General features: G+C 42.8%; 17 protein-coding genes. 15 read left to right on the forward strand and 2 right to left on the reverse strand.

The features are described from left to right. Positions 1-53: 53 nt before the first annotated feature. A complete protein-coding gene (locus tag WFI24_RS09840) occupies positions 54-641 on the reverse strand; it encodes an NAD(P)H oxidoreductase (protein WP_336761238.1) in 588 nt (195 codons plus the stop codon). A 247-nt stretch (positions 642-888) separates the two neighbouring features. On the opposite strand from WFI24_RS09840, the gene WFI24_RS09845 reads away from it, so the two are divergent. The 15 genes from WFI24_RS09845 to WFI24_RS09915 all read left to right on the forward strand — a co-directional run bounded on the left by WFI24_RS09845 (position 889) and on the right by WFI24_RS09915 (position 10,533). Beyond that, positions 889-1,287 (forward strand): winged helix-turn-helix transcriptional regulator, encoded by a 399-nt coding sequence (locus WFI24_RS09845; RefSeq protein WP_336760324.1) that lies wholly within the window; start codon positions 889-891, stop codon positions 1,285-1,287. Next, on the forward strand, positions 1,284-1,778 hold the full coding sequence (locus tag WFI24_RS09850; protein ID WP_336760325.1) for an NUDIX hydrolase: 495 nt from the start codon (positions 1,284-1,286) through the stop codon (positions 1,776-1,778). The genes WFI24_RS09845 and WFI24_RS09850 overlap by 4 nt, the downstream gene beginning before the upstream one ends. Before the next feature lie 60 nt (positions 1,779-1,838). After that, the gene (locus WFI24_RS09855) at positions 1,839-2,228 is read left to right on the forward strand and encodes a hypothetical protein (RefSeq protein WP_307414443.1); all 390 of its coding nucleotides are present in this window, start codon (positions 1,839-1,841) and stop codon (positions 2,226-2,228) included. 299 nt (positions 2,229-2,527) lie between these two features. Beyond that, positions 2,528-3,391, forward strand: coding sequence for a DUF4085 family protein (locus WFI24_RS09860; RefSeq protein WP_336760327.1), 864 nt, complete (start codon positions 2,528-2,530; stop codon positions 3,389-3,391). A gap of 159 nt (positions 3,392-3,550) precedes the next feature. Further along, positions 3,551-3,766, forward strand: a complete 216-nt coding sequence (locus WFI24_RS09865; RefSeq protein ID WP_336760329.1) for a hypothetical protein — start codon at positions 3,551-3,553, stop codon at positions 3,764-3,766. Positions 3,767-3,809: 43 nt separating this feature from the next. Beyond that, positions 3,810-4,358 carry an HAD-IIIA family hydrolase gene (locus WFI24_RS09870; protein WP_336760330.1) on the forward strand — a complete coding sequence of 183 codons (549 nt, stop codon included), beginning with the start codon at positions 3,810-3,812 and terminating at the stop codon, positions 4,356-4,358. Between the two features lie 20 nt (positions 4,359-4,378). After that, on the forward strand, positions 4,379-4,852 hold the full coding sequence (locus WFI24_RS09875; RefSeq protein WP_336760332.1) for an NUDIX domain-containing protein: 474 nt from the start codon (positions 4,379-4,381) through the stop codon (positions 4,850-4,852). A 79-nt stretch (positions 4,853-4,931) separates the two neighbouring features. After that, positions 4,932-5,795, forward strand: a complete 864-nt coding sequence (locus WFI24_RS09880) for a phosphotransferase (protein ID WP_336760334.1) — start codon at positions 4,932-4,934, stop codon at positions 5,793-5,795. Between the two features lie 71 nt (positions 5,796-5,866). Next, on the forward strand, positions 5,867-6,430 hold the full coding sequence (locus WFI24_RS09885) for a MepB family protein (RefSeq protein WP_336760335.1): 564 nt from the start codon (positions 5,867-5,869) through the stop codon (positions 6,428-6,430). Between the two features lie 259 nt (positions 6,431-6,689). Then, on the forward strand, positions 6,690-7,106 hold the full coding sequence (locus tag WFI24_RS09890) for a MerR family transcriptional regulator (RefSeq protein WP_336760337.1): 417 nt from the start codon (positions 6,690-6,692) through the stop codon (positions 7,104-7,106). Positions 7,107-7,131: 25 nt separating this feature from the next. Further along, positions 7,132-8,103 carry an aldo/keto reductase gene (locus WFI24_RS09895; RefSeq protein WP_336760338.1) on the forward strand — a complete coding sequence of 324 codons (972 nt, stop codon included), beginning with the start codon at positions 7,132-7,134 and terminating at the stop codon, positions 8,101-8,103. A 163-nt stretch (positions 8,104-8,266) separates the two neighbouring features. Continuing rightward, positions 8,267-8,650: a hypothetical protein gene (locus WFI24_RS09900; protein WP_336760340.1), complete on the forward strand. Its 384-nt coding sequence runs from the start codon at positions 8,267-8,269 to the stop codon at positions 8,648-8,650. A gap of 141 nt (positions 8,651-8,791) precedes the next feature. Next, a complete protein-coding gene (locus WFI24_RS09905; RefSeq protein ID WP_336760342.1) occupies positions 8,792-9,829 on the forward strand; it encodes a hypothetical protein in 1,038 nt (345 codons plus the stop codon). A gap of 197 nt (positions 9,830-10,026) precedes the next feature. Next, the gene (locus WFI24_RS09910; protein ID WP_336760344.1) at positions 10,027-10,185 is read left to right on the forward strand and encodes a hypothetical protein; all 159 of its coding nucleotides are present in this window, start codon (positions 10,027-10,029) and stop codon (positions 10,183-10,185) included. A 63-nt stretch (positions 10,186-10,248) separates the two neighbouring features. Then, entirely contained in the window at positions 10,249-10,533 is a 285-nt protein-coding gene (locus WFI24_RS09915) for an SHOCT domain-containing protein (RefSeq protein ID WP_336760346.1), read from the forward strand. Between the two features lie 141 nt (positions 10,534-10,674). Here WFI24_RS09915 and WFI24_RS09920 read toward each other — a convergent pair whose 3' ends face one another. After that, positions 10,675-11,658: a cation diffusion facilitator family transporter gene (locus WFI24_RS09920; protein ID WP_336760348.1), complete on the reverse strand. Its 984-nt coding sequence runs from the start codon at positions 11,656-11,658 to the stop codon at positions 10,675-10,677. Positions 11,659-11,789: the final 131 nt, after the last annotated feature.

Raw genomic sequence — 11,789 nt, forward strand, 5'->3', positions numbered from 1 at the left:
GCTGTGTTCAAGCGGAATTGGGACGTCATAACCATGCAGCGCTATTAATATCTTTATAGCGTCGAAGGATCGTTGGCATAGTTCAGTCCCAGGTTATGCGCATGGTTCAGCAATGCCTCATAATGCTCAGGCTTGGATTCCAACGTTTCATATAAAAACTCAACCCTGGATCGGGACACGCCGCAATAATCGGCAATTCCCACATTGAGCAGATTGGCGATTGATTCACCATAGTTGCGCTTATGCATCTGTTCTTCCGTCACGCCCGAAAGAGCGATCCACAATATCTGCTGGTGAGGAAGTTTGTTCGTGCCGTAGGCAAACCCGTTGTTCATGACACGATCCACATAGCCTTTCAGCATGGCTGGCAGATGCCACCACCAGAGAGGAAACACAAAAGCTACAGCATCGTGTTTCTTCAATCGCTCCATCTCTGTTTCAACCTCAGGCGAGAACACCTGATTTTCTTGAGTATAGTCTGGTTCATCCATCTCTCGGAGAATTGGGTCGAAGCCAATCCCATGCAAATCCAATATCTCATAACCGTGACCGGCATCGGTAAGACCCTGTGCAAAACGTTGAGCTACCTGAAAGGTCAAGGAGTCTTTTCTTGGGTGGGATACTACAACGAGTACGTTCATCTTATCTTTCACTACCTTTCTGGATTGCAGTCTTGTAGCCATAAATCAGTGGCTGATGCTATTATAAACAGGTATGAAAACATCTGGAAGTACGCACTTTGATGTTCTATAGGAAGAATGAAGTACCATAGGAACATCAAAGTACCCTAAATGGATGCCTCGAAATGGGCTTAAATAATAGAAAGAAGAGCAGCAAAAAGTTTATATTTTCACTTGGGATACAGCCTGATTATGGAGGGGTTCAAAAATGACAGAACATGGAGAAACGAGTGCTCCAAAAAAATATAAAGTAGGCGTGGAAGCTGCCTTGGAAGTAATGGGTGGGAAGTGGAAGCCTTTGATTATTTATCACTTGATGACAGGACGGAAACGCACGTCGGAGCTTCGACGATTAATCCCCGACATTACGCAGAAGATGCTGACAACACAGCTTAGAGGTCTGGAAAAGGATGAGATCGTACAGCGTAAGGTATATTCGGAGGTACCTCCCAAAGTGGAATATGAGTTAACGGACTACGGTTGGGGATTAAAACCTGCTCTGGACCATTTGTGCTATTGGGGAGAGGAGCATCTGGAGAAGGTGCACGGGGATAAGTTCAAGGTTCTGGAGGACTTCGATTCTGAAGAAAAGGGGGCGAGAAGTTGAATGGTGCAGAGCACGTGAAACAGGCAGTTCCCATTCGTTGTGAAGGCGTGGCTGTAGTTCTATTGAAGAAAAGCCTCGATCAATACCGTGTACTGATGCTAAAGCGGGCTGGTCGTATGTTGCATAACGAGTGGTGTTATGTTGGCGGCGGGATAGAAAAGGGCGAGAAGGCATGGGAAGCTGCACTCAGAGAAGTTCATGAGGAAACAGGTATTACGGAAGTCCGGTTGTATTCTGCCAATCAATTCGAACAATATTATTCACCCATGGGGGAGTATATCTATACCGCTCCCGTATTCGCAGGATATGTGGACGAAAGCCAGGTTGTCCGGTTAAATCATGAACATATCGAGTACCAATGGATGACGTTTGACGAAGCCAAAGAAAATGCTGCTTTGCCCGGGATTGATGACATTTTGGATTTTGTTGAAAAGCATTTTGCCAGAAAAGCCCCTTCCGAGTGGCTTCGGATTAATGGAGAGAATGATTAGGAGGTGGAACTCATCACATACAAGACGATTTATCCAAGAGCATGGTTGAGCCTACTATGTATGTTGGTCATTGAAGCTATGTTTTTCAGAAATATTATTTATGATGAAAATGGTATTATGAAGTACTTCCTGATCGTTATATTGACCTTTATTCTCGGTTATATCGTTTTTCTGCTCTGGCGTTTGTTTTTCACTAAACCCAGTATTACGCTGGAAAGCGATCATGTGATTTCTATGAAACATCAGAGATATGATGCATCTCAGATTGAGTGTATTTATATGAATTACAGACGGATTGGCATCAAACTCTATGGTAAACGTTTAGTGCCGATGGATCTATGTTTTTATTTTCAACGAGGTCAGGAGTCTGCAGGCGTAGAAGCTGTGCATGAATGGGCGGCGCGAAACGACAAAGAGATCAAACATAAATTGTTTCAAACCGTGGGGTAGAACAGTACGCCTGTTGAATATAAGGAATCGTTGAGTCTGAAATTTTTGGAGGAGTAGCGATGAAAACAATAGAGCAATTCCTAACGAGATCGATCTGAAGTGGTCGAGGTGCTAGGCTTTACGAGATCTGTTATCGCTAACACGATCATTGAATATGATATTGTCAAAAATCATCCTAAACAATTAACAGCATATTTTAAACGTACACAAATTCCAGATGCAGCTAAATTCTCGTCACAAATTAAAGCTCTATGCTTCAATAGCATAGTAGATTCTAAAAATTAGCAGGAGAGATGCATATGAGATATCTAACGAAAGAATGGTATGAGATGTGTCAGCAGACACATCTTCATTTTGGTTTAAGAGTACATAGCGGAGCTAACGAGTTCGATGAGAATCTATTTCTAAGGCTGTATAAAAGAAAGGAAAAAGCGCATGTGAAGCAGGAGCGAGAGTTATATAACTTGGACCCACGTTTCATGCTGGAGCATGATGGTCAAGTGCTTACTCGCGTAGACAAAGCTTTCAGTGGGGAAGAAGTGTCAGATGAGGATCAGATCGTATATCACATGCCCCCAGAAGAACGAGCGCATATCGAGAAACTCATTGCAGAATATGATGTTCGTCCTCCTTTTGACGAGAAGAAATGCAAGGAAGAGTACAAAGAATCGATGGAGTGGAATATCCAATACAAGGCGGAGAATTTGCCACAGGAAATCGTTGAACAAATTGCGGATATTCGTGTGTTTACGCTGGGATATTGCACGAGAGAAGTTATGCTCCAGCTGAAGAAACAGAGTGCGGAAAATAGGAGATATGTGGTTCACACATCGAAAGAATTTAGAGAAGTGATGATGGCACAGGATATCCCCGATGAAATACATAGCCGGGTTCAATATCATGATTGTACAGTGACGGAACTACTGACGGGAGATGAAGTGGTCATTCGTTTTGACACTCGTGGGGGCTTCACCAATATAAAGAGACTTACGCTGGTTGCACCCGAAATCATCAAGCAAGAGGGTGATATTGTAGGCAGTTACTGGCTGTATCAAGAGTTGTATCGAATCGATAACGGATATGAACTTCATGTTCTATTTGGTGGGGAGAATATGCCTGAACTGATTGTTCGCTGTGCTGATATTCTGGTGGAGGAAGAATGAGAGAGAGGATGATGTTGTGATCTGGAGAGACTTCCTATTGAATGACAAGGAATTACAGGTAGGCCCGTTTTATTTTGGGTGGGAAAATTATAAACAGGTGATTGAAAATACGTTTGGTACGGCGGGAATTCAGTAAGGAAAAAGGGGTTGGACAACAATATGGAATTTATCTGGGCTTTAGTCATATCACTTATATGTTTAATTTTCGTTCTTATCTTTGCTGCAATTGTACGTTATGCGATAGATTCATCTAAAACATCGCAAAAGCTGGATGTACTAATCAAAGAAGTACACTATCTGAAAACTGAAATTAAAAAATTGCAACACCATAAGCAGCAAGATGGTAGCAAGCATAATATTGATGAGAAAGTTTAGATGAACGACACGACTTGAAATTTTTCTAAGAAGGGAACAGACCATGATGAAACCACAGGGAAACGTACAAGCTGTTTTTATAGACAGAGATGGAACCATCGGTGGTACAGGTCATTTTATTCATCCGAGAGATTTCAGATTATACCCAAATGCTCAAGAAGCAATTATGCATTTAAAACGAGAAGGAATTATGGTACTGGCTTTTACGAATCAATATCGAATCTCACGTGGAGAAGCCAGTCTTGAGGATTTTGAAGAGCAATTTCGGGAGTTCGGATTCGATCACTCCTATATATGTCCGCATGAGCAAGAATGCAGCTGCAGAAAGCCTAAACCCGGAATGTTATTACAGGCCTCAGAGGAACACGATCTGGATTTATCCAAATGCATAGTTATTGGAGATGTAGGAGATACAGACATGCTTGCTGCCCATGCTGTAGGAGCGACCAAGATCATGGTGAGAACAGGCTGGGGGGAATCTTCATTAACCAAATTCAGAGACAAATGGACGGAGACCGAACCTGATTATATCGCAGAGGATATTTGGGATGCCGTACAATGGATCCTTCATGGAAGGGAATTCAGAAAATAAAAGACAGGAGGTAACTGTGTATGGGCATGTCAGACTATTACAAAAACCTCAGGGAAAAGATCGGAAACGAGCTTATTTTTATGCCGGGTGTAGCTGGGATTATCCGAAATGAACAAGGGGAGATCCTGTTCGGTCGTAAACATAACGAATCAACCTGGGGGCTGATTGCTGGAGCAATTGAGCTTGGTGAGACACCGGCTCAAGCGATGGCAAGAGAGGCACTCGAAGAGACAGGTCTGGTTGTAGAACCGGAGAAGATTATCGGAGTATACGGGGGTGAAGCAAGACGGTTTACATACAGTAATGGTCATCAGGTTGAATATTTGACTATCGTATTTGAATGCAGGATCAAATCTGGGCAGCTCACGCCCGATAATGAAGAAATGAAGGATCTACAGTTTTTCTCCGAGGATCAGCTTCCACCCATGGCAAACCAGTATCCAGACTATATTTTTAGTTCCAATCAAGAAGAACGAGCCCATTTTGAAAGATAAGCCACTGTGCAATTTGAATCTAAAACTTAACTTATGCTTACCAAATGAATCAAGATCCTAGTTATATGAGGAGAACCATATGTTAATTAACCCAACGATAAATGAGATAAATAATCTTTTCAAGGTGCATCATATCAACGAAGAAATATCTGAAATTCAAAGTTTGTCAGGTACCACCGCTGGACGTGTTTATCGGTTGAGTACGAATCTGAATAAGCATTATATTCTGAAATCGGATGAACCTGAGCAGATTCACATCGCCCAGCAGTTTTTGGACACGTATAAGAATTCTCCGTTATTGCCTGAGGTTCTGTTGACTGATCCGGACAACGCTTATTTTATTTATACGTATATGGAGGGCACGACCCATTTCAACCGGGGACTGAAAAGAGAATGGTTAACTCATCTGGTGAAAGAGCTATTCAATACATATGTGCGTTCTTCAGATACGAAATCATGGGGCAGAATAGAGTTCCCACAGAGGACCTGGAAAGAATTCAATCAGATTAGTATTCAAGAAGCAAAGATGAATATTGGAAGTGTTTTAACAACAGATGATTATAATCTGGTTCAATCCAAAGTGGATCGTCTCTTTCATGAAGAAGAAGAGAAGTTTCTTTTACATGGGGATACGGGGGTTCATAATTTTGTATATGATCAAAATGAACTCATCGGTGTTATTGACCCATCTCCAATGGTTGGACCTATCCTCTATGATTTCTTGTATGCGTTTAGCTCCTCGCCAGATGATATCAACACCGAAACATTATTTGCTACATTGGAACTTCTGGAACAGGTGGAAATGGAAAAATCCAGATTAATAGAGGAAGCTCTGGTCCATCTATATTGCCGAATTGGGCTTAGTAACAAGCATCATCCGGATGATCTGCCTGAATACTTAAAGGCATGGCAGGAATGGAAGCGATTATGTCAGGAACTTTGAACTAGCAAAGTATTTACAGCTATTGCAAATGCCTTAGTTCAGACTGTACAAGACAGGAGAGATATCACAAGTTGGATAACAAAAGTTTTTTGAATCGTCCGAATGCTTGGACGATCACCGATGTACTTCATGGCGACTTACTTGCCATTAAAGAACTTATCTATGACAAGTGTGGCTTTGGTTGCTCTCAACCGCATGAAGAAGCACAAAATGCTGAATATGGGGCATATGTGTTCACCTTACATTCTCTGTCCATTCGATTTCGCGTTGCCAAAACCACCCCAACTAAGATTGGACAATTTGTTACCCTGTGGCAGCGGGGTGGGGATGGATCGTCACAGCCATATGATGTATCAGATCCAGCAGATATGTATGTCATTAGTACGCGCACAGGTAGCCACTTTGGGCAGTTTGTGTTTCCAAAGCATGTATTGTTACAGCGAGATATCGTATCGGATCAAGGCAAAGGTGGCAAGCGCGCAATACGTGTATATCCGCCTTGGGACAAACCAACAAGTAAACAGGCTCTAAAAACGCAACAATGGCAGCTGGAATACTTCCTGGAAGTACCTTTTACCGAACCATTGAATTGTGATCAAGCCCGAGTACTTTATGGCACTCAACGATTGATGTAAGCGAAACAGTAGTCGGCATCTCCAAACTCTTCTCCTCTGAATATCAGCTTTTCACCGATCTTTTTGGCATACCTCCTCTATTCGTTATTTCTCAGTACTGAAGCGTGTGCTATGTCCTCCATTTGTTAAAAAATAGTGAACGTTAGTTCATTTCATTTTTTTGAAATTTGTGCTTGCCTTAATGTGAACATTAAGCCTTAGGATGTAAAAGAACCAGCTAAATGCATCCAAAAATGAACATAAAGGAGGAGTCAGCAGTATGGCTTTCTCGATAAAAGAAGCTTCGGAGCGGCTGGGTTGTCCTGCACATAAAATTCGTTACTACGAGAAGGAGGGACTGCTCCCTTACATTCAACGGGATCAACATGGAAATCGGATGTTCGAGGAAGAACATCTGGATTGGATGAGACTGATGTCCTGTTTCCGGGCAACGGGTATGAAGGTATCTACACTGAAACATATGGTTAGTTTGGCGATGGGTGGTGATTCAACGATTCCACAACGGAAAGCGATCCTTCACGAATATAAAGAAGAATTACATCGCCGCCAACTTGAAATTGCCGAAGCACTTGCAGCGGTGAATAACAAATTGACCATCTATGAAGACATAGAGACAGGAAAGCTTCCTTCAGAAAGCAAGTTGCTAGACCAAATGGAAAGCATCGGCAAAGACTAATATTAACGGATGGAGAGATGGAGATATGAAGCAAAGAGTGCTGGGAAATAGCGATATCGTCGTATCTTCAATTGGATTGGGAATTATGGGCATGTCTCCAGGGATGTACGGGGAAACCAATGATGAGGAGTCAATGAAGACGATCCATCACGCGCTGGAGATTGGTGTTACACTGCTAGATACAGCTGATGTGTATGGTAATGGTCATAATGAAGAACTACTGGGGAAAGCGCTGAAGGGACGTCGGGATCGGGCCATTATTGCTACCAAATTCGCGTATACCCCAAACTATGAGACGTTGAATGGTCATCCGGATTACGTGAAAAAGGCTGTAGAAGCAAGTCTACGCAGGCTGGACACCGACTATATTGATCTATACTACCAACATAGGGTAGATCCTCAGATTCCGATTGAGGAAACTGTTGGCGCGATGGCTGACTTGGTTAAAGAGGGGAAAGTCCGCTGCCTTGGCTTGTCGGAAGCATCGGCTTCCACTTTACGCCGTGCAAACGCCGTTCATCCAATCTCTGCGTTGCAGAGCGAATATTCCCTGTGGAGCCGGGATATTGAGGACGAGATTCTACCGACTGCGAGAGAATTGAATATTACTCATATTGCATACAGCCCATTAAGCAGAGGGTTTATCTCAGGTGAGATACGGAAATTCGAAGATTTGGATGTTAATGATCTGCGCAGATATATGCCGAGGTTCCAAGGAGATAATTTCGCCAAAAATATAGAAGTTGTGGATAAAATCAAAGAGATTGCAATGGAGAAGAGTTGCACGCCTGCACAATTGGCTTTAGCTTGGACAATGGCTAATAACGCATTGCCGATTCCGGGAACGAAACGAATCAAATATTTGGAGGAAAACGCGAAGGCTGCAACGATTGAACTGACTCCTGATGACTTAGCCCGCATTGAAAAGGTAAGTCCCCAAAATGAGGTCCATGGAACACGTTATATGAAAGAAATGATGACTCAGCTTAACGGGTAAAAATGAGGCAAAAAAGGAAGTATGATTTAGTGGCATATCCTGTATAATTTAGAGAACAATCAGGTTTGTATTTCTATTGAGAATGAAGGATATACGATTGGAAAATAAGGTATCCCTATTATGGGAGTGATTCTACTGCCACTTTGAATACTGGAGTGTGGTCATGATTGTATTGACATCGGCAATCGTATTCACCGTCTTGATTCTGATCGTTATTCTGTTTCAGGTTGCGTTGGCTGTAGGTGTGCCCTGGGGAGAGTACGCCATGGGTGGGAAGTTTCCCGGGAAATACCCCCTATCCATGCGTTTTGCCTGCATAGTTCAGATCGCAATATTGGCATTCATGGCGATCATTGTTCTGAGTAAAGCAGGATTGCTTTTGCCTGGATGGTCTTCGTTCTCAGATATCGCAATTTGGTTTATCGTTGGGTATTTGGTGTTGGGGGCGATTTTGAATCTGATCACGAGAAGTGTATGGGAACGAAGAATCTGGGCGCCTGTAACGTTGTTGATGCTGATAACCAGTATAATCATTGCCATTTCATAACAATGAGCACAACGAAATATACAAAACTAGAGCCCTGGCATGTATGCCAAAGGGCTCTATGAATCACTGCCGTTCCTCATTTATACTAATGATAGTTTAATCCTTACATAGAGAAGATCAACGGAGAGGAGCGGTTTTATTATGCCGATCTACTACTACCTTGCGGCAGTTTTATTAGTTGTAACAGCCTATTTGGTTCGACGTAAGTTCAAGATTTTCCGTCCAGCAGGAAGACGCAGAAAACAGACGAAAGTTACGTACAGACGAAAAAAAGCACCATTGAATCTTGGACTTCGAGAAGAAGTCTCCTATCAGCAAACCATTCTTCAATTGGAGAAGAGTTACAATAAGCATTTTGCCAATAAACTCAAGATCCGAATTCAACAAGAATATCCTCACATGAAAACGCTGGAGTATCGGTGGAAATTGATAGAGCTTAAGCGATATTTCATTATGGCTTCGTTACTTAAGCAGGTGCCCATGTTCAGTGATGAAGTTGATGATTTGTGGCATGAGATGCTGATGTTTACGAAATCTTACGCTGATTTTTGTGCAGAATTCATGGGTTCCACGGTACACCATGAGCCGGCAATCACCCGCCGCGAAACGCCAGGAGCGCGTGCATGGTTTGACTGGGTGTACTGTCAATTATTCGAGTTTACCCCCTACAGTGCTGCAATCTGGGGTGATTTTTTCACTTACCCATTATCCAGTGATGTACAGAAGCTGATCGCACAAGGAGACCAATCTGAACTGGTGAATGAACTGTTTCATGCCAGACGCATGCAGGAGGATCCTGAAGCTGCTCAGGTGATTGCCTACTTGATTGATCAACTACGTAGATCGGCAACGCTAAGTGAAGAAGAGCTATCTCCAGCATCTTCCGGAAGTAGCGATGTAGCTCTCGTCATGGCTAGCGCCATGGTGTATTACTCCATGCATAACGAGGCGACATATGGGTTACACATGGGGCGGCTGGAACAGGAAATTCTTCCACAGGAAAAGGCAGCTTATGGTTCCTCGTCAAGCAGTGGCTGCACGAGCAGTTCCAGCTGTTATGCGGACCAATGTACCGACAGTAGTAGTTCCTCGGGAGAATCCGGATCATCCTCGGGGTCATCTTCCGACTCTTCTTGCAGCTCATCCAGCTGTTCATCTTGTGGTGGTGGCGGAGATTAATGAAGTTGAGTATTTGGGCTACAGTGACTCTGTAATCTTGAATGAAACAGCCACTAGACCAATGGAGATTGCCGGAAAGGAAGATCATATGCGAAGCGACAAATTTACACCGTATTTAAGTTTTATAGGTTTTGGTTTAGTCATTCTGACCCTGAGTGTGCATATAAGTTTCAAATTAGGAATTGAGAAAGGCTTGGATGAAGTCCAAGCTGGAACGCGGAAAAATGAATAAAGATGAGTACTTGGATCAGATCAAGAAAGTTAAGACCAGTTTGGGAATCAACATCAGTTATATTGTTATCCTGCTGTTCCAGCTGGGATACGTCATAGTGAACTGGGACGAGGTTAATATTTAGTGTTCTGACCGACCTTTCCTGATTTTGAATAGCAACGTACATAATCTCTAGGAGGAACATTCATTGAAAGCATTATCGATCATCAGTCTTATTTGGTACGTACTTAATTTTTTCTTTTTAGTAGCTTTCTTGGAAAGTTCGGAAGCCGCAGCAGGAATGGGAATTTTGGCTGTCCTGTATGGTCTGCTTTTCTCAATTCTAGCTCTAATCATATCTAGCAAGAAAAAAAAGCCCCCTGTGAATGTGCATGAACAACTGCTACAGTTAGGTGAATTAAAAGAGAAAAATATCATATCAGAATATGAATTCGATCAGAAGAAAGAGAAGTTACTCTCCAGATACAGGTAGTCCAAAGCCTGCTGCGATAAGGTAAAGGTCATTCCATTTTCTATTCATGCAAAAAATGAAATTCTCTAAACAAAAAAACAGGGCGTTCCCTTTAACGGGAATCTGCCCTGTTTTTGTTATAACTATATTTTATTACCCATCTCAATGGTGATGATGCGCATGAGCATCGGGTGCGTCGCCTTTGACCGTACATAATACTGAGGTGTCATGCAGATGTTTCTCAGACTCTACTTGGAGCGTTACATGTTTGATTTCTTTATGCTCCAGCATATGTTCAATTTTTTGAACCAGGATCTCGGATGCATAAACATCCATCGTTCCATCCACCACAATATGAGCGGTCAGCGCATTCAGGTTACTGGTGATGGACCAGACATGCACATCGTGAACACCTTTGACGCCATCAACTTGTTTAATAGTCTGCACCAGTTCATTCACATCCACATTGGCTGGAGTGCCTTCCATCAAGATATGCAGGGAGGATTTGGTGACATAGAAACCACTTCGCAATACCAGTGCCGCGACAATTACACTCGCAAGTGGATCGGCCCAACCCCAGCCAAAAAACATCATAAGCAGGGCTGCCGCAATAGCCCCAACGGATCCCAGCATGTCGCTGATGACATGGAGATAAGCACCGCGCATATTCAGATTATTTTCCGTATCGCTACCACGCATCATGATCCAGGCCACCAGAATATTGATGAGTAATCCAACGATGCTGATGATTAACATACCTACGGTTGCAACTTCCGGCGGATTGATAAAACGCCCAATCGCTTCGTAGAAAATGTAGAGCGCAATGGCGATTAACGTAATTCCGTTTAACGTAGCGGCTAAAATTTCAAATCTTCTGTAGCCGTACGTTTTGCCGGTATTCACCGCTTTTTCACCAAAGGTGAACGCCAGCAGAGCGATCCCGAGTGCAATGGAGTCAGACAGCATATGGCCTGCATCCGAGATAAGTGCGAGACTGTTGGTGATGAATCCACCAATGGCTTCGACGATCATATAAATGGTAATAATAATGAAGGAAAACAACAGGACTTTCTTGTTATTGGTGGTGTGAGCGTGGTTGTGTCCATGATCGTGCCCATGGTTGTGACTGTGATGATGTCCGGACATTTAAATCCTCTCCTTTGGAGCGAGGCTCCCTTATGTAATATGATTTCTAGTGTGACTATAAATGAGCTTAAGCAATGTTTAATCGCCTACAAATGAATATATGAGCGCTTGTTCATATGTTATGGTTTTAT

Source organism: Paenibacillus sp. USHLN196 (assembly GCF_037144955.1).
GTDB classification, from domain to species: domain Bacteria; phylum Bacillota; class Bacilli; order Paenibacillales; family Paenibacillaceae; genus Paenibacillus; species Paenibacillus xylanexedens_C.